Source organism: Citrobacter sp. KTE30, assembly GCF_000398825.1.
GTDB lineage: Bacteria > Pseudomonadota > Gammaproteobacteria > Enterobacterales > Enterobacteriaceae > Citrobacter > Citrobacter freundii.
This window is the reverse complement of record NZ_KB976056.1, coordinates 309,618-327,508: the sequence shown is the minus strand read 5'-3', so window position 1 is coordinate 327,508 and position 17,891 is coordinate 309,618. Positions and strand designations below refer to the sequence as shown.

At 52.8% G+C, this 17,891-nt stretch carries 19 protein-coding genes; 7 read left to right on the top strand and 12 right to left on the bottom strand.

The window, feature by feature from the left end; genetic code table 11:
- Positions 1-20 precede the first annotated feature (20 nt).
- From recG to gmk, 5 genes are read right to left on the bottom strand one after another with little or no spacing between them, the layout of a single operon-like run.
- Positions 21-2,102, bottom strand: coding sequence for an ATP-dependent DNA helicase RecG (recG, locus tag WC1_RS01850; RefSeq protein ID WP_003844525.1), 2,082 nt, complete (start codon positions 2,100-2,102; stop codon positions 21-23).
- 5 nt (positions 2,103-2,107) lie between these two features.
- Positions 2,108-2,797, bottom strand: a complete 690-nt coding sequence (gene trmH / locus WC1_RS01855) for a tRNA (guanosine(18)-2'-O)-methyltransferase TrmH (RefSeq protein WP_016151178.1) — start codon at positions 2,795-2,797, stop codon at positions 2,108-2,110.
- Between the two features lie 4 nt (positions 2,798-2,801).
- The gene (gene spoT / locus WC1_RS01860) at positions 2,802-4,916 is read right to left on the bottom strand and encodes a bifunctional GTP diphosphokinase/guanosine-3',5'-bis pyrophosphate 3'-pyrophosphohydrolase (protein WP_016151177.1); all 2,115 of its coding nucleotides are present in this window, start codon (positions 4,914-4,916) and stop codon (positions 2,802-2,804) included.
- Between the two features lie 18 nt (positions 4,917-4,934).
- Entirely contained in the window at positions 4,935-5,210 is a 276-nt protein-coding gene (gene rpoZ, locus WC1_RS01865; RefSeq protein WP_000135058.1) for a DNA-directed RNA polymerase subunit omega, read from the bottom strand.
- A gap of 54 nt (positions 5,211-5,264) precedes the next feature.
- Positions 5,265-5,888 carry a guanylate kinase gene (gene gmk, locus WC1_RS01870; protein ID WP_003024042.1) on the bottom strand — a complete coding sequence of 208 codons (624 nt, stop codon included), beginning with the start codon at positions 5,886-5,888 and terminating at the stop codon, positions 5,265-5,267.
- 261 nt (positions 5,889-6,149) lie between these two features.
- On the opposite strand from gmk, the gene ligB reads away from it, so the two are divergent.
- The gene (ligB, locus tag WC1_RS01875; RefSeq protein ID WP_016151176.1) at positions 6,150-7,829 is read left to right on the top strand and encodes an NAD-dependent DNA ligase LigB; all 1,680 of its coding nucleotides are present in this window, start codon (positions 6,150-6,152) and stop codon (positions 7,827-7,829) included.
- Here ligB and WC1_RS01880 read toward each other — a convergent pair.
- Together WC1_RS01880 and WC1_RS01885 are read right to left on the bottom strand one after the other, a co-directional pair.
- Entirely contained in the window at positions 7,826-8,443 is a 618-nt protein-coding gene (locus WC1_RS01880; RefSeq protein WP_003024049.1) for a trimeric intracellular cation channel family protein, read from the bottom strand. The two genes, ligB and WC1_RS01880, sit on opposite strands and share 4 nt — an antisense overlap.
- A 259-nt stretch (positions 8,444-8,702) precedes the next feature.
- Complete coding sequence (locus WC1_RS01885) at positions 8,703-9,566, bottom strand: YicC/YloC family endoribonuclease (RefSeq protein WP_003024052.1); 864 nt, start codon at positions 9,564-9,566, stop codon at positions 8,703-8,705.
- A gap of 125 nt (positions 9,567-9,691) precedes the next feature.
- Between WC1_RS01885 and rph the strand changes: the two genes are divergently transcribed.
- Together rph and pyrE are read left to right on the top strand one after the other, a co-directional pair.
- Positions 9,692-10,408: a ribonuclease PH gene (gene rph, locus WC1_RS01890; protein ID WP_003024054.1), complete on the top strand. Its 717-nt coding sequence runs from the start codon at positions 9,692-9,694 to the stop codon at positions 10,406-10,408.
- 65 nt (positions 10,409-10,473) lie between these two features.
- On the top strand, positions 10,474-11,115 hold the full coding sequence (gene pyrE, locus WC1_RS01895; protein ID WP_003844527.1) for an orotate phosphoribosyltransferase: 642 nt from the start codon (positions 10,474-10,476) through the stop codon (positions 11,113-11,115).
- A gap of 82 nt (positions 11,116-11,197) precedes the next feature.
- Here the strand turns inward: pyrE and slmA are convergent, their stop codons facing one another.
- The 3 genes from slmA to coaBC form a co-directional block, all read right to left on the bottom strand.
- Positions 11,198-11,794, bottom strand: a complete 597-nt coding sequence (gene slmA, locus WC1_RS01900) for a nucleoid occlusion factor SlmA (protein WP_003024060.1) — start codon at positions 11,792-11,794, stop codon at positions 11,198-11,200.
- 116 nt (positions 11,795-11,910) lie between these two features.
- Positions 11,911-12,369, bottom strand: coding sequence for a dUTP diphosphatase (gene dut, locus WC1_RS01905; protein WP_006687626.1), 459 nt, complete (start codon positions 12,367-12,369; stop codon positions 11,911-11,913).
- Entirely contained in the window at positions 12,347-13,567 is a 1,221-nt protein-coding gene (gene coaBC, locus WC1_RS01910) for a bifunctional phosphopantothenoylcysteine decarboxylase/phosphopantothenate--cysteine ligase CoaBC (protein ID WP_003024066.1), read from the bottom strand. The genes dut and coaBC overlap by 23 nt, the downstream gene beginning before the upstream one ends.
- A 171-nt stretch (positions 13,568-13,738) precedes the next feature.
- Between coaBC and radC the strand changes: the two genes are divergently transcribed.
- The 4 genes from radC (at position 13,739) to mutM (ending at position 15,955) form a co-directional block, all read left to right on the top strand.
- On the top strand, positions 13,739-14,404 hold the full coding sequence (gene radC, locus WC1_RS01915; protein ID WP_003837605.1) for a RadC family protein: 666 nt from the start codon (positions 13,739-13,741) through the stop codon (positions 14,402-14,404).
- Positions 14,405-14,622: 218 nt separating this feature from the next.
- Entirely contained in the window at positions 14,623-14,859 is a 237-nt protein-coding gene (gene rpmB, locus WC1_RS01920; RefSeq protein WP_003024071.1) for a 50S ribosomal protein L28, read from the top strand.
- A gap of 20 nt (positions 14,860-14,879) precedes the next feature.
- Complete coding sequence (rpmG, locus tag WC1_RS01925) at positions 14,880-15,047, top strand: 50S ribosomal protein L33 (protein WP_003024094.1); 168 nt, start codon at positions 14,880-14,882, stop codon at positions 15,045-15,047.
- Between the two features lie 98 nt (positions 15,048-15,145).
- The gene (gene mutM / locus WC1_RS01930; protein ID WP_003844529.1) at positions 15,146-15,955 is read left to right on the top strand and encodes a bifunctional DNA-formamidopyrimidine glycosylase/DNA-(apurinic or apyrimidinic site) lyase; all 810 of its coding nucleotides are present in this window, start codon (positions 15,146-15,148) and stop codon (positions 15,953-15,955) included.
- A 38-nt stretch (positions 15,956-15,993) separates the two neighbouring features.
- Here the strand turns inward: mutM and coaD are convergent, their stop codons facing one another.
- Positions 15,994-16,473, bottom strand: a complete 480-nt coding sequence (coaD, locus tag WC1_RS01935; protein ID WP_003024099.1) for a pantetheine-phosphate adenylyltransferase — start codon at positions 16,471-16,473, stop codon at positions 15,994-15,996.
- Between the two features lie 8 nt (positions 16,474-16,481).
- Entirely contained in the window at positions 16,482-17,759 is a 1,278-nt protein-coding gene (gene waaA, locus WC1_RS01940; RefSeq protein WP_016151175.1) for a lipid IV(A) 3-deoxy-D-manno-octulosonic acid transferase, read from the bottom strand.
- Between the last annotated feature and the right edge of the window lie 132 nt (positions 17,760-17,891).

The following is a 17,891-nucleotide window of genomic DNA, read 5'->3' as shown; positions in this document are numbered from 1 at the left end:
CCGCCGCCGCTATGAATCGACTATGCGTTGGAGTAGCGTTCGGTTTCCGGCATCCAGCGCTCTATTAGCGCCACGGCCTGTTGCGGATAGCGTTCGTGAATATGGCGAGCAATGCGCTGAACTTCCGGGATAATCGCCTGATCACGCAGTAGATCTGCGACCTTGAATTCTGCCGTTCCGGTCTGGCGAGTACCTAACAGCTCGCCGGGGCCGCGAATCTCTAAATCTTTTTGCGCAATCACGAACCCGTCGTTGCTGTCTCGCAGAACCTGCAAGCGTTTCTGCGCGGTTTTAGACAGCGGTGATTTGTACAGCAGGACGCAGTGGGAGGCCACCGCGCCACGACCTACGCGGCCACGTAGCTGATGCAGCTGGGCCAGGCCCAGGCGCTCCGGGTTTTCAATAATCATCAGGCTGGCGTTTGGCACGTCCACGCCCACTTCAATCACCGTGGTGGCAACCAACAGATGCAGTTCACCCTGCTTAAAGGCCGTCATTACTGACTGCTTCTCGGCGGGCTTCATACGGCCGTGTACCAGGCCGATATTGAGTTCTGGCAGCGCAATCTTAAGCTCTTCCCACGTTGCTTCTGCTGCCTGAGCTTCTAACAGATCAGACTCTTCAATCAGCGTACAGACCCAGTATGCCTGGCGCGCTTCGTGGGTACAGGCGTTGCGCACGCGATCAATAATATCGCTGCGGCGGGTATCCGGAATCGCCACCGTGGTGACCGGGGTACGTCCCGGTGGGAGTTCATCAATTACTGAGGTGTCGAGATCGGCATAGGCGGTCATCGCCAGCGTGCGCGGGATTGGCGTGGCAGTCATGATTAGCTGGTGCGGGTGGAAACCCTGCTGCTGACCTTTTTCCCACAGCGCCAGACGCTGATGCACCCCGAAGCGGTGCTGTTCGTCGATGATAACCAGTGCCAGACCGTTGAACTGAACCTGTTCCTGGAAAATTGCATGAGTACCGACAATCATCTGCACCTGACCGCTGGCGATGGCTTCCTGTTGCGCCAGACGCGCTTTGCCTTTCTGCTTGCCCGCCAGCCAGCCCACTTCAACGCCCAGCGGCGCGAACCAGCTGCGGAAGTTATTCGCATGTTGTTCAGCCAATAATTCGGTGGGGGCCATCAGCGCAACCTGCTTACCATGTGCGATAGCGCGCAGGGCGGCTAACGCCGCAACCAGCGTTTTACCTGAGCCGACATCACCCTGTACCAGGCGCATCATTGGGACATCCAGTGCCATATCACGTTCGATCTCCGCGGTAACGCGAGCCTGTGCGCCAGTCGGTTTAAATGGTAGCGCCGCCAACAGCTTATCTTTCAGCGCATTGTTTGCGCTCAGCGGCTGGGCATGAAAACGCTGTGCCCCGGCGCGTAGTGCCAGCATGCTGAGATTATGCGCCAGCAGTTCTTCGAGAATCAGACGTCGCTGCGCCGGATGTTGTCCTGTTTCCAGATCGCTGAGTTGCAGCGACGGTGGGGGGCGGTGCAACGTGCGCAGTGCTTCGGGCAGGCTCATCATGCCCTGTAACAGCTCTGGCGGTAGCAGTTCGGCAATGGCGCAAGTATCGAGCAGATCCAGTGCCTGATCGGTCAGCTTGCGCAGCGTGGCCTGCTTCACGCCTTCGGTAGTCGGATAAACAGGGGTCAGCGTTTCCTGTAATTCCGGCGTGCTGAGATCGCCCTGCACACGGTATTCCGGGTGGATCATCTCTGCGCCGTATTTCCCGCGTTTGGCTTCACCGTAGGCCAGCACCCGGCGACCGGTGGCTAGGCTGTTTTTCATTGCTGCGCTGAAGTTGAAAAAGCGCATGGTGAGAATGCCGGAGCCATCGCTGATCTGACAGGTCATCATCCGGCGACCGCCGAAGGTGATATTGCAGTTCAGCACTTCGCCTTCAACGGTGGCATAGACGCCCGGCAGCAGTTCGCCAATTGGGTACAGATGGGTACGGTCTTCGTAACGCAGGGGGAGGTGTAGCAGGAGGTCCTGTACGGTGTGCAGGCCAATTTTCGCCAGTTTACTGCTTTGCGCTGCGCCAACGCCGGTCAGAGAGTTGAGTGGGATGGCATCCAGTAAACGGCCTTTCATCGCGTTTATCTCGCAGACTGCATAGTGGCCCACCACGTTGCATCGGCTTCAATTTCGCCCTGCGTGTTTACGTGAGGGTAGGGAAGACCTTTGCGCTTAGCGACATTCGCCAGCACCGGATAACCGCCTTCAAACAGTAAGCGCTGCTGCTCGTCTTGTGGCAGCATGCTGTTTTCTCGTCGGTACATCCCAGCGTTTTGCCGCTGGCGTTGTGCTTCGTACAGAATCAGCGCGGAGGCGACCGAAACGTTCAGCGACTGCACCATGCCAGTCATGGGAATGATGATGTCCTGATCTGCCAGATCCAACGCTTCCTGAGTGATGCCGGTTTTCTCCTGGCCCATCAGGATGCAGGTGGGGCGCGTGTAATCAATCTCGCGAAAATCCACGGCTTTATCTGACAGATGAGTTGCCAGAACCTGCATGCCGCGGTTTTTTAAATGTGTGACCGCATCGCCAATAGTTAGGTGAGTTTTCACCTGCACCCAACTGTTGCTGCCTGCGGCAGAAGAGGCCATGGTGCGCATACGACTACCCGGCCAGACGGCGTGGACTTCATGCACGCCGACCGCATCTGCAGTACGAATAATCGCAGAAACGTTATGAGGTTTGTGAACCTGCTCCATGCAGACGGTCAGATCGGGCTGACGACGTGCGAGCATCTCGCGGATACGTGCATAGCGCTGTTCATTCATAAGACTAGTTTCGGTTACGGGTGACTTTTATCACGTCCGGCATGACGCGAATTTTGCGCATGATATTCGCCAGGTGCACGCGATCGCGAGCGGTCAAGCGAATAAAGGCGCTATAGACGCGACCATCTTTCTCTTCCGTATTCAGGCTTTGAATATTGGAGGTGGTCGTGTTGATTGCCGCCGTTAGGTTCGCCAAAGCACCCTGGTGGTTAAACATATCCACCTTAATCTCAGTGATGAATTCCTGCTCTGTTTCTTTATCCCATTCCACCGCCATAAATTTCTCTGGCTCTTTCTGGTAGCCACGAATATTACGGCAGGACTCATGGTGAATCACCAGACCTTTACCCGGACTGACGTGGGCAATGATGGGATCGCCTGGAATTGGACGGCAGCATTTCGCGAAGGTGATCAGCACGCCGTCTGCGCCTTTGATCGGCAGATGACCATGGCCAGATTGTGCTGGTACGTTCGCTGTTGCTTCGCCCTGCTGGAGGTTTTTCGCTACCACCACGCTCATGGCATTACCCAGACCGATTTCTGCGAGCAGATCGTCAAGAGTGGCGAGCTTCATGCGCTCAAGCTCACGCTGGATGCTCTCTGGCGGGATCTCAGCCAGTTTACGGCTACCGCCCAGGGCATGGTTGAGCAGTCGACGGCCCAGACTGACGGAATCATCGCGCTTGAGGTTTTTCAGCAGTTGGCGAATCTTGGCGCGCGCTTTCGAACTGACGACGAAGTTGAGCCACGCGGCATTCGGGCGCGCACCCGGGGCGGTAATAATCTCAACTGTCTGACCGCTAAAGAGCGATTGTGAAAGCGGGTAAGGCTGTCTGTCGACGCGCGCGCCGACGCAAGCGTGACCGATATCGGTATGCACGGCGTAGGCGAAGTCGACAGGCGTTGCACCGGCGGGCAGTTCGACAATGCGCCCTTCCGGTGTGAAAACATAAATCTCATCCGGGAAGAGATCAGATTTAACGCTTTCAATAAATTCAAACGAGCTACCGGCGCTCTGCTGCAGTTCCAGCAGGCTTTGCATCCAGCGTTGAGCGCGGATTTGCGCAGTGGTGCTGCTTTCGCCGCCGTGCTCTTTGTAAGCCCAGTGCGCTGCGACACCCATCTCTGCCATCTGGTCCATGTCTTCAGTACGAATCTGCACTTCAACCGGGACGCCATGAGGGCCGATCATTGAGGTGTGCAAAGACTGATATCCGTTCGCTTTTGGGATGGCAATATAGTCTTTCACGCGGCCAGGACGTGGTTTGTACAGGCTGTGCATCTGGCCGAGTACGCGATAGCAGGTATCGGAATCATGAACGATGACGCGAAATGCGTAGATATCCATGATGGAGTGAAAACGCTGCTCTTTGAGCACCATTTTGCAGTAAATAGAGTACAGGTGCTTCTCACGCCCGCTTACGCGACACGGAATACCTGCCTCCTGCAAACGCCCTTCGATTTCCGAGAGGATTTTTTGGATCATCTCTTTGCGGTTGCCGCGAGCGGCTTTAACCACTTCTTTAATCACGCGATAGCGGTTCGGGTACAGCGCTTCAAAACCCAGCTCTTCCAGCTCGGTTTTAATGTGATGAATACCTAAACGGTGTGCCAGCGGACTATAGATTTCGAGGGTTTCACGGGCGATTCGGCGACGCTTGTCCGGGCGTAATGAGCCCAGCGTGCGCATATTGTGAGTACGGTCGGCAAGTTTGATGAGAATGACGCGGATATCCTGCACCATCGCCATAATCATCTTGCGAAAGTTTTCGGCTTGCGCCTCTTTCTTATCGCGAAACTTAAGCTTATCAAGCTTCGATACCCCTTCTACCAGCTCTGCAACGCTTTTACCAAAAAGCTGTTCCATGTCCTGATAGGTGGCTGGGGTATCTTCAATCACGTCATGCAGCAGCGCAGCCATCAGCGTTTCGTAGTCGAGTTTCATCTCGGCCAGAATACAGGCTACCGCTACCGGGTGCGTGATATAGGGTTCACCGCTTGAACGTGTCTGGCCCTCGTGAGCGTCACGTGCAACGAGATACGCCTGCCGAAGACGCTTAATCTGGTCTTCCGGCAGGTAGTTTTGAATCAGTTGATTCAGGCTTTCAAACAGATACAAGGGCGACCCGCTTTGTGATTAACGACGACCTTCAGCAATAGCGGTAACGGCTTGTAATTCAGCGGCTTCCTGCTCTTGCTGTTCCTGGCGCTCACGCACGTCGAGGATCTGGTTGTTGATCAGACCTTCTTCGATTTCGCGCAGCGCGATAACGGTAGTTTTATCGTTTTCTTCCGGTACGAGCGGATCCTTTCCGCCTACCTGCATCTGACGAGCGCGACGCGCGGCGACCAGTACCAGGTCAAAACGGTTACCAATTTTCTCTACAGCGTCCTGAACAGTTACGCGTGCCATACTTAAAATGCTCCACAGGTGAAGAAATGACTGGGCATGATACTGAATGTGGGTTCAGTCTGCCAACAGTTTGCTGATTAAAGCGTCATGACGCTGCTTTTGGCGGCTCATGCGCAGACGTTCGGCGCGAATGATGGTTTTCAAATCGCCCAGGGCGGTATCGAAATCATCGTTCACAATAAGATAATCATATTCGGCGTAATGGCTCATTTCTGCAACAGCTTGCGCCATACGTTTTGCGATCACGTCTTCGCTATCCTGACCGCGGCCACGCAGACGGCGATCCAACTCAATCTTAGATGGCGGCAAAATAAAAATACTGCGCGCATGCGGCATTTTTTCACGAATTTGCTGCGCACCTTGCCAGTCGATATCTAAAAAGACGTCTACGCCGGATGCTAATACTTGCTCAATGGTTTCACGTGAGGTGCCGTAGTAATTACCGAAAACCTCCGCGTGTTCCAGGAACGCGTCTCTGCCAATCATGGTTCTGAATTCATCATGGTTCACAAAAAAATAGTGTTCACCGTGCACTTCCCCCGGGCGCGGTGCGCGCGTGGTGTGCGAAACAGAAACCTGGGTGTCATACAACGGTTGGGTCTTTAATAAAGCCTGAATCAGGCTGGATTTACCCGCGCCACTGGGGGCAGAAACAATATAAAGCGTGCCTTGAGCCATGAGTATCTTAATGTATGTGATTGTCGAAAGAGAGCCTACATACGGGCTTATTATACACGTAGCCGCTATGTGACGTAGCCCTTGTCACACTTTTTGCGCATGTTTATTGCGTTTTGCGTATCAGTTTCCTGTTTTATCGATGATTTGCAGCAATACGTGCAAATGTCAGGAACGGTGCTCGCAGGATGCTTTTTTGCCGCTCTGTTTCCCTATTATTTCGCGCTATACCTGCCAGGAAATGCAGTGCTCAGCGGAGGTAACATGGGATTATGGAAAGGCATAGGGCTGGTTTTGCTAATGGGGTATCTACCCGCATGGGCGGTATGCCCCGTCTGGTCGCCTGCCAGGGCAAACGAGGAAATTTCACGACTACAGCAGCAGATAACACAGTGGAATGACAGTTACTGGAAACAGGGTGAAAGTGCCGTAGATGACGGCGTTTATGACCAGCTCAATGCGCAACTAATTCAATGGCAGCGCTGTTTTGGTGATGAAGTTCCACCAGATCTGTCTGCGCCACCAATGGGTGGCACAGTATCGCACCCCGTTCCCCACACGGGTGTTCGAAAACTTGCCGATAAGCAAGCGCTACAGCAATGGATGCACGCGCGCAGCGATCTCTGGGTGCAACCGAAGGTGGATGGCGTGGCAGTGACGTTAGTCTATCGCAATGGCAATCTGGTACGGGCTATTAGCCGTGGTAATGGCCTGAAAGGCGAAGACTGGACGCAAAAGGTTCTTCAGATCCCTTCCGTACCACATTCCACCAAGGGGAATCTCGCTAACAGTACGTTGCAGGGTGAGATTTTTTTGCAGCAAGAGGGGCATATTCAGAAGCAGAGAGGGGGAATGAACGCCCGCTCGAAGGTTGCTGGATTGATGATGCGCCAGAGCAATCAGGAATTATTAGGCTCGCTGGCTATTTTTATCTGGGCCTGGCCCGATGGTCCTGCGGTCATGTCTGAAAGACTGGAGCAGCTCACTGCTGCCGGGTTCAGTTTCACGCAACATTTTACCAAGGCCGTGAAGAGTGCGGATGACGTAGAGCAAGTGCGAGCAAAGTGGTGGACTTCAGGATTACCTTTTGTCACTGATGGCGTGGTCGTGCGAACAGGAAAAGAGCCGCAGGCGCGATACTGGCTACCCGGACAGGGAGACTGGCTGGCTGCGTGGAAATATCCTCCCGTGGCCAGGGTATCTGAGGTAACCGGTATTCAGTTCTCCGTTGGTAAAAGCGGGAAAATTGCGGTGGTAGCATTGCTGACTCCCGTCATGCTGGATGATAAACGCGTACAGCGCGTCAATATTGGCTCCGTTCGACGCTGGAATGAATGGGATATCGCGCCTGGCGATCAGATTCTGGTGAGCCTGGCCGGACAAGGGATCCCCCGTATAGATGAGGTGGTCTGGCGCAGTACCCAGCGTATTAAGCCAGTGCCACCTGAGGGGCGCTTCAATTCATTAACCTGTTTTTATGCCACAGCGGAGTGCCAGGAACAGTTTGTTGCCAGACTGGTCTGGCTGGGGGCCAAAGAGGTGCTGGGGCTGGAGGGCATCGGCGAGGCGGGATGGCGGGAGCTCCACCAGGTGTATCGTTTTGAGCATATCTTTTCCTGGCTCGGGCTAACTCAGGAACAACTACAGTCCACATTTGGTGTAAGCAAAGGGGAGAAGTTATGGCATCAATTCAACCTGTCACGCGATCTTCCGTTCACGCGCTGGGTGATTGCCATGGGAATACCGTTAACACAGGCAACGCTGAATGCCAGCCGGGATGGTTCGTGGCAGCAATTGCAAGAACGCGATGAACAAAGCTGGCGGCAGCTTCCTTTCATGGGGGAGCAGCGGGCACGGCAGGTTATTCAGTGGCTGGAGGATCGAGAGGTCACAGCGCTGAGCAACTGGTTAGCTGCTCAGCGGATCGCGGGATTTATGCCTTAATGGCCTTCATGGCGATAGTAAAATACTGGCAGACCTAACTTCAGGCGCAGCGCCAGTAGTCGGGCGGTAAAGCCGAAGAGCAGGGTAGAGATAACCACCACATCATGACTGGAGACATAATGCTGCAGCACGATGTACAGCACGGCAGCGGCAAATGATACACCGGCATACAGTTCTTTCTGGAACACCAGCGGGATGCGTTTGCAGAACATATCGCGTAATACGCCGCCGAAAACCCCGGTAGTGACCGCAGCGACCACGGCGATAATCGGTCCATGGCCCATATCCAGTGCCACCTGAGCTCCGATAATAGAAAAGACCACCAGGCCCAGCGCATCCAGTACGAGGAATATTTTGCGCAGATAGGGCATCACGGGAGCAATAATAGTGGTCAGTACCGCGGCAGTGGCTACGATAATGACGTATTCAGGGTGCTTTACCCAGCCGAGCGGATAATGGCCGAGAAGAATATCGCGTACTGAACCACCGCCAATGGCTGTCGCGGTGGCAATGATAATGACGCCAAATGTATCCATACGACGACGCCCAGCCGCAAGCGCACCGGTCATGGCTTCGGCAGTAATACCAATTAAGTATAAAACGTGTAACAGCATGTATTCCCCCTGATTCTCTGGGGGCTAAGGTTAACGATTTGTGCGCACTGTCACGATTGAGATTTTCTAAGGCGAAGTGATTCTAATAACTACAGCTAATGCGAAATTGTTGTAAACACGTTATGGCATGCGCTTTGTGATATGAGTGGTGACAATAAATGATGAGAAAATATAAGTCTGATCGCATAGATGAGAACTGATAGCGTCGGGAAAAGCACGTAGCGCCGCCGTTTATTGACGGGCTACGTGAGATGGTGACTTACTCGATATTCTGAATTTGCTCGCGCATTTGCTCGATCAATACCTTCAGTTCAATTGCGGAGTTAGTCACTTCGGCATTGATAGACTTCGATGCCAGAGTATTCGACTCACGGTTGAATTCCTGCATCATGAAGTCCAGACGACGGCCAACCGCCTCTTTTTTCTTCAGAATGTTGTAGGTTTCTTTGACGTGAGCTTCCAGGCGATCCAGTTCTTCAGCCACGTCGATACGCTGTGCCATCAGCACCAGTTCTTGCTCAAGGCGGTTATTTTCCAGTTGCACCTGAGCATCTTCCAGTTTGGCTACCAGACGCTCGCGCTGCCATTGCAGGATTTCCGGCATATGCGCACGTACCTTCGTCACTTCGGCGCTGACGCCTTCCAGACGCTGCTCGATCAACGCCTTCAGTGCCTGACCTTCGGTTTCACGCGCAACGATAAAGTCATCCAGCGTACCGTCAAGCGCGGCGAGGATTTCGGCGGCAATGGCGTCCAGATCTTGCTCCTGAGCTGCCATTACGCCTGGCCAACGCAGGATATCAACCGGGTTAATTTCACCTTCATCACTCTGCATTTTGACCCAGTTAGCAGCGCTAACGAGCTGTTTAGCGAGTTTTTCATTCAGAATCAGCTCGCCTTGTGCACTGGCATCAGGCTCAAAACGCAGCGTACATTCGACTTTACCGCGCGTCAGACGCGTGCGAATACGTTCGCGAACTACGGGTTCGAGACTACGGAACTGCTCCGGCAGGCGAAAATAAGTTTCCAGATAACGCTGGTTTACCGAGCGCATTTCCCAGGTAGCGCTACCCCATTCACCCTTGATTTCACGCCGGGCGTAAGCGGTCATGCTGCGGATCATAGACGTTCCTGTTTTTAAAGATGAGATGGGAGGATTATAGCCATCCACGTCTTGTCAGGATAGGAATAACAGTCGGAAGTCCGTATAATGCGCAGCCACATTCGTTTCAAGCCGGAGATTTTATCATGCGTCCAGCAGGTCGTAGTGCCAATCAGGTGCGTCCCGTCACCCTGACCCGTAATTATACAAAACACGCTGAAGGCTCCGTGCTGGTCGAATTTGGTGATACCAAAGTGCTATGTACCGCTTCTATTGATGAAGGCGTACCGCGTTTTCTGAAAGGTCAGGGCCAGGGTTGGATCACCGCAGAATACGGCATGCTGCCACGCGCCACACACACCCGTAACGCCCGTGAAGCGGCGAAAGGTAAGCAGGGCGGTCGTACCATGGAAATCCAGCGTCTGATCGCTCGCGCGTTGCGCGCTGCCGTTGACCTGAAGACGCTCGGTGAGTTCACCATTACGCTGGACTGCGATGTTATCCAGGCAGATGGCGGTACGCGCACCGCATCAATTACCGGTGCATGCGTTGCGTTGGCGGATGCGCTTAACAAGCTGGTCGCGAGCGGTAAACTGAAAACTAACCCGATGAAAGGGATGGTCGCCGCGGTTTCCGTGGGCATTGTTAACGGTGAAGCGCTCTGCGACCTCGAGTACGTTGAAGACTCTGCTGCAGAAACCGATATGAACGTAGTGATGACTGAAGACGGTCGCATTATAGAGGTTCAGGGCACGGCGGAAGGTGAGCCATTCAGCCATGAAGAACTTCTCACCCTACTGGCGTTGGCCCGAGGGGGAATCGAATCCATTGTAGCGACGCAGAAGGCGGCGTTAGAAAATTGATTTTAAAGGCGACTGATGAGTCGCCTTTTTTTTGTCTGTAATAAAGTGAGATGAGGAGCGAATCCATGAAACCGTATCAGCGCCAGTTTATTGAGTTTGCGCTTAGCAAGCAGGTACTAAAGTTTGGCGAGTTTACGCTGAAATCCGGGCGTAAAAGCCCCTATTTCTTCAACGCCGGACTGTTTAATACCGGGCGCGACCTGGCTCTGTTAGGCCGTTTTTACGCCGAAGCGCTGGTGGATTCCGGTATTGAGTTCGATTTGCTGTTTGGCCCAGCGTACAAAGGTATTCCGATTGCGACTACAACGGCCGTTGCGCTGGCTGAACACCACGATAAAGATTTGCCGTACTGCTTTAACCGTAAAGAGGCAAAGACCCACGGTGAAGGTGGCAATCTGGTCGGTAGTGCACTTGAGGGGCGCGTGATGCTGGTGGATGATGTTATCACCGCAGGTACGGCGATTCGTGAGTCGATGGAAATTATCCAGGCGAATGGCGCCACTCTGGCGGGGGTACTGATTTCTCTCGATCGTCAGGAACGCGGTCGCGGCGAGATTTCCGCTATTCAGGAAGTGGAACGTGATTACGGTTGCAAAGTGATCTCTATTATCACCCTGAAAGACCTGATTGCGTATCTGGAAGAGAAACCGGATATGGCGGAGCACCTGGCGGCAGTACGAGCCTATCGCGAAGCATACGGTGTATAAGGACTGCCGGATAGCGCTGCGCTGATCCGGCCTACGCACTTACCGGGCCTACGTTTTACGTAGGCCGGACAAGACGAAACCGCTACTGCAATTGAGCGGCAACCAACGGCCAGCGGGTGTCAAAATCATCCGTTGGGCGGTATTTAAATTCGCTACGTACAAATCGGGATAGCATACCTTCGCAGAAAGCCAGTAACTGGCTGGCCAGCAGCGTTTCATCCACGGTGTAGCCTTCACCTTCACGCATTCTTTTTTCTCGCAGAACCTGGCGCAACTGCGCTTCAATGCGCTCAAAAAGTTGGTTAATGCGACCTTGCAGACGGTCTTGCTCGAACATCAACGCGTGTCCGGTCAGAATTCGCGTCAGGCCCGGATTACGCTCACCAAACCCTAAAATCAGCAGAACGATCAGACGCAGACGCGCGCTGGTGTCCTTTTCATCTTTCAAAATCAGATTGATACGCGTAATCAGACTATCTTCGATAAACTCAATCAGGCTATCGAACATACGGGTCTTGCTGGGGAAATGGCGATACAATGCCGCTTCGGATACGCCAACTGAGGCTGCCAGCTTTGCTGTGGTGATGCGTTGGCTACCATCGCTGGACTCAAGCATCAGTGCCAGAGACTGAAGTATTTCTTCGCGACGATTCCTTTTCGCAGTTTGCTTTTCTACCATGTTACAAAATACCCCTGAAAATAAGCTCTTGCCAGGCAGGCATCCACACAGCGACCGCAAACTGTTGTTTGCGGTGTGTTATTGCGTTATTACGCTATGGGATACTTTTCTGCGGGTTACTTGCGCCCGGAATGGCCGAAGCCACCTTCGCCACGATCGGTGGCTTCAAACTCTTCCACCAGATTAAATTCAGCCTGCACGACCGGTACAAATACCATCTGCGCGATACGTTCGCCCGGCTCAATAGTGAAGCTGTCCTGACCACGGTTCCAGATGGACACCATCAGTTGGCCCTGGTAGTCGGAATCAATCAAACCAACCAGATTGCCCAGCACGATACCGTGCTTATGGCCCAATCCGGAGCGCGGGAGCATCACCGCTGCCAGAGAAGGATCGGCAATGTGGATAGCTAACCCGGTTGGCACCAGCGTTGTTGCGCCCGGTGCCAGTTCTACGGCGTCATCAAGACAAGCACGCAGGTCAAGTCCGGCAGAACCAGAAGTGGCGTACGTCGGGAGCGGAAATTGTTGCCCAACGCGCGGGTCCAGAATCTTAACGTCGATTTTTTTCATCATAACGGGTCACGATCTCGTCGAGTAATAATTGGCCCAGGAGTTCTTTACGCTCAAGCGGTAAGACTTTGTCTCCATCCTGCCAAAAAAGATGTAATGCGTTGCTATCGCTGTTAAACCCTTGAGTTGACAGCGAAACGTCGTTCGCACAGATCACATCAAGGTTTTTGCGGATGCGTTTTTGCCGGGCATATTCTTCCACATTATTTGTTTCGGCGGCAAACCCAACGACAAAAGGACGGTTAGCATCCAGTGCGGCAACACCGGCGATAATGTCCGGGTTTTTGACCATTTTTACTGTTAATTCATCACCCTGCGTCGCTTGTTTTTTTATTTTTTCGTGGGCGACAGTTTCAGCGCGATAATCAGCGACTGCAGCGCAGCCGATAAAAATATGCTGTTGTTGCACTGCAGACTGCACAGCGGCTTCCATTTCCAACGCGGTCATCACATCAACCCGCTGAACAAATGGTGGTGTGGATAACGAAACCGGACCCGATACCAGTGTGACGTTTGCCCCGCGCTTTGCTGCAGCGGCCGCGATAGCAAATCCCATCTTCCCGGAGCTATGGTTGGAAATATAACGCACGGGATCAAGCGGTTCACGCGTCGGGCCCGCCGTAATCATGATGTTGAGATGTTGCAGATCGTTGACAGGCGAAAAATGTTCTGCCGCCATATCCACAATCGTTAACGGATCCAGCATACGTCCAGGACCGACATCGCCACATGCCTGGCTACCGCTGTCTGGGCCCCAAATGAGCAAACCGCGTGAGGCAAGAATACCCAGATTGTGCTGGGTCGCGGCTGCGCGATACATCTGCTGGTTCATGGCTGGCAGTACAGCAACAGAAGCAGGCGTTGCCAGACAAATCGTTGACACCAGGTCGTTGGCCATACCTGCGGCGACACGAGCAATCAGGTCTGCTGTAGCGGGCGCCAGGATGACCAAATCGGCCCATTTTCCCAGCTCAATGTGGCCCATCGCAGCTTCGGCTGCGGGATCAAGCAGGCTGTCGGAAACGGGATAACCTGAAACTGCCTGTAAACTCAGGGGAGTAATAAATGCTTTTGCCGCTTCGGTCATCGCCACGCGGACGTCAGCGCCGCGTTCCCGTAAACGACGCACCAGCTCAGGGGTCTTGTACGCAGCAATCCCGCCACTGACGCCAAGTACGATTTTTTTACCGGCCAGGCTCATCATGATCTTTCCTGTTGGGTTTCACCAGAAGGCGGATATTTTATCACAATCCGCAATTTGTCGTGCTTTTGACCGCCTTCTACTTTGCGAGGCACTACGAAGAAGTGAAAACCGCGCGTCGATTCACCGTCGGTGTTATGCCACTATGCGGACGCGAAAGGAGGGAAAAGTATGGACAATACAGGAAGTATGATGCCCAGGGAAAAGCTGTTGGCACAGGGGGCCAGTTCGCTGACCGATGTTGAGTTACTGGCGCTTTTTTTACGTACCGGCATTCAGGGTAAAGATGTGCTTACGCTGGCGAAAGAGATGCTTCAGCATTTTGAGTCGTTGTATGGTTTGTTGTCTGCTGATTACATGGATTTTAGCTATGTTCCGGGAATCGGTATCGCGAAGTATGCACAGTTGAAGGGTATTGCGGAGCTGGCAAGACGCTACTACAACGTGCGAGTGATAGAGGAGCGTGCTCTACTTAGCCCGGAAATGGCGCGTGAATTTCTGCAAAGCCAGCTCTCGCAAGAGGAACGCGAGATCTTTCTGGTGATCTTTATGGATTCTCAACATCAAGTGATTAAACACAGCAAACTTTTTTCCGGGACACTAAGCCACGTCGAGGTACATCCGCGAGAAATTGTCCGCGAAGCGATAAAAATGAATGCTTCCGCCGTGATCCTTGCGCATAATCACCCTTCGGGGTGTGCAGAGCCGAGTAAAGCAGATAAACTCATCACCGAGCGTGTTGTGAAATGCTGTCAGTTCATGGATATCCGGGTGCTTGATCATCTGGTCATTGGGCGCGGAGAGTACGTTTCTTTTGCGGAACGCGGTTGGATTTAACGCACTTTACGCGATCCATCGGGATCTTTGTCTGTTCGGGACTTGAGCATAACGCCGGGTCAGCGTATACTACGCCACCTTTGAGAATCTCGGGTTTGGCATTTGGGCCTGGCAATCGAGAGTTCACTTAGAACTATGCGATGACCGGGCTGTAAAGCCTGACGAGGCGCCGATACCCCATACGAAGCTCGAGCTAATTTGATTTTTGGAGAATAGACATGTCCCGAGTCTGCCAAGTTACTGGCAAGCGTCCGGTGACCGGTAACAACCGTTCCCACGCACTGAACGCGACTAAACGCCGTTTCCTGCCGAACCTGCACTCTCACCGTTTTTGGGTTGAGAGCGAGAAGCGTTTTGTCACCCTGCGTGTATCTGCTAAAGGTATGCGTGTAATTGATAAGAAAGGCATCGAAACAGTTCTGTCTGAACTGCGTGCCCGTGGCGAAAAGTACTAAGTACTAAGAGGAAATAAATCATGGCTAAAGGTATTCGTGAGAAAATCAAGCTGGTTTCTTCTGCTGGTACTGGTCATTTCTATACCACTACGAAGAACAAACGTACTAAGCCGGAAAAACTGGAACTGAAAAAATTCGATCCAGTTGTACGCCAGCACGTACTGTACAAAGAAGCTAAAATCAAATAATTTTAGTTTCGATGTAGCAAAAAACCTCGCCTCGGCGGGGTTTTTTGTTTTCTGGCCGTCCCCATATTAATGAGACCTGATACACCGCCGGAGATACTATGCCTGAATTACCTGAAGTCGAAACCAGTCGCCGTGGGATTGAGCCGCATCTGGTGGGGGCAACGATTATGCACGCGACTGTGCGTAACGGTCGTTTGCGTTGGCCGGTATCAGAGGAAATCTATCGCCTGAGCGATAAACCTGTCCTGAGCGTACAGCGGCGCGCAAAATACCTGCTTCTGGAGCTGCCGGATGGCTGGGTAATCATTCATCTGGGGATGTCGGGTAGTTTGCGTATCCTTCCTGAAGAGCTTCCGGCAGATAAGCACGACCACGTTGACTTAGTGATGAGTAATGGCAAAGTTCTGCGTTATACCGACCCCCGTCGCTTTGGTGCCTGGCTGTGGACTAAAGAGCTGGATGGACATAATGTCCTCGCCCATCTTGGCCCTGAGCCGCTGAGTGACGATTTCAACGCCGGTTATCTACAGCAGAAATGTGCAAAGAAGAAAACGGCGATTAAACCCTGGCTGATGGATAACAAGCTGGTGGTGGGGGTGGGAAACATCTATGCCAGCGAGTCGCTGTTTGCGGCTGGTATCCATCCTGACCGTCTGGCGTCATCGCTGTCGAAAGATGAGTGTGAACTGCTGGTACGCGTTATCAAGGCGGTTTTGCTGCGTTCTATCGAGCAGGGCGGGACGACGCTGAAGGACTTTCTGCAAAGTGACGGTAAGCCGGGCTATTTTGCCCAGGAGCTGCAGGTCTATGGGAGAGAAGGTGAACCTTGCCGCGCATGTGGCGCACCGATTGTTGCGACAAAACACGCCCAGCGTACAACGTTCTATTGCCGTCGCTGTCAGAAATAGTGTCATTGCTGGCCGGATGCAGCATCCGGCCAGGCACATTACTTCAACTTACTCATTAACGCCTGATGGACGTTTTCCGGCAGAAAGTGCGTCACATCACCCTGATGGCGGGCGACTTCTTTCACCAGTGACGATGAGATAAATGACCACTCTTTAGACGGCATCAGAAAGACGCTTTCCAGTTGCGGCATTAGGTGGCGGTTCATGTGCGCCAGCTGCATTTCATACTCAAAATCTGCTACCGCGCGTAGGCCTCGGATCAGAATGTTAGCCTGATTATCACGGGCAAAATTTGCCATTAAGTCGCTGAATCCCAGAACTTCCACATTGCCGAGATGCGCCGTTGCCTGTTGCGCCAGCTCGACGCGCTCTTCAAGGGTAAACATCGGTTTTTTACTGGGACTTGCGGCAATCGCCAGGATCACGTGATCGAACATGCTGGTCGCACGCGTCACGATATCAAGATGGCCGTTAGTTATGGGATCAAAGGTTCCTGGATAAATCGCCCGTTTTTGCATGGCTTGCCTCAATGCGTTTTGGGTGGCAGATAAGGTTCCAGCAGCTGCAGCAGACGCTGTAACGCGCCCTGATTTTGATACAGAACTTCAACTGCGTGACGGCCATAAAAATTACGATAATCTGCATCGGTCAGTAAAGAAGATACTTCTTTTACCAGCGTAGGTGCGTCGGTGACGGTGATCAATCCGCTTGCCTGTTCGAGGCGGGCGCAAATATCTTTAAAATTAAACGTATGTGGTCCCATCAGCACTGGAATAGCATGTGCCGCGGCTTCCAGTGGATTGTGCCCACCACGTTCAACCAGTGAACCGCCGACAAAAGCAAGGTCGGCAATGCCATACAGCAACATCAGCTCACCCATGGTATCGCCGATCACAACCTGAGTGCCTGAGGACGGAACTTCACCCGAAGAACGAGTGGTATAGCTTAGCCCAGCCTGGCGTACGAGGTGAATTGCATCCGGGAACCGTTCAGGATGTCTGGGAACCAGAATTAGTAAAAGATTCGGGAACTGATTTAATAACGCCTGATGGGCGGCAATGATGATGCTTTCTTCGCCGTCGTGGGTGCTGGTTGCAATCCATACCGGGCGGTGAGGAGCCCATTGACGACGTAATGTCACCGCTTTTGCAGCCAGTTGTGGCGTGACGGATATATCAAACTTCAGGCTGCCAGTAACGGTGACCTGATTGCTTCTGGCGCCAAGCGTAATAAAACGTGCGCCATCTTCTTCGTTTTGTGCGGCAATTAACGTAATTCGACGCAGTAGTCTGCCAATAAATTTACCTAATTTCGCATAGCCAGCGGCTGAACGAGCAGAAAGACGTGCGTTGGCAATGACCAGAGGAATGTGACGCTTATGGAGTGCCGCGATCAGATTTGGCCACAGCTCGGTTTCCATAATTAACACCAGTTTGGGGTCAACTTTATTCAGAAAACGGTTCAGGGCATCCGGTAAATCGTAAGGCAGATAAATATGCTGAACGTCAGTGCCAAAAGCAGATTGTACGCGCTCGGAACCGGTTGGCGTCATGGTGGTGACCGTGATCGGCAAGTCGGGATAACGGTGACGCAGAGCGCGAACTAATGGGATTGCAGCCAGCGTTTCGCCCACAGAAACCGAATGAAGCATGATCCCGCCGGGTTTTAGCGGGCGGCGATAAAAGCCGTAGCGTTCGCCCCAGCGTTTACGGTAGGCCGGAGCCTTACGTCCGCGCACCCAAAGCCGTATCCAGATCAAAGGCTGAATAAGGTAGAAAAGGGCGGTGTAAAGCAATTCGAGCATAATGGTAGCTGACTTATGAATGTGCTGGGGATTCTATGTATTTAACTATGGCTTTACCATCATTTTTATCCAGGTTGTATCAAAACGATGGAATTGGTGGGGAACTGATTTCGCTGATGGCTATTTCAAAAA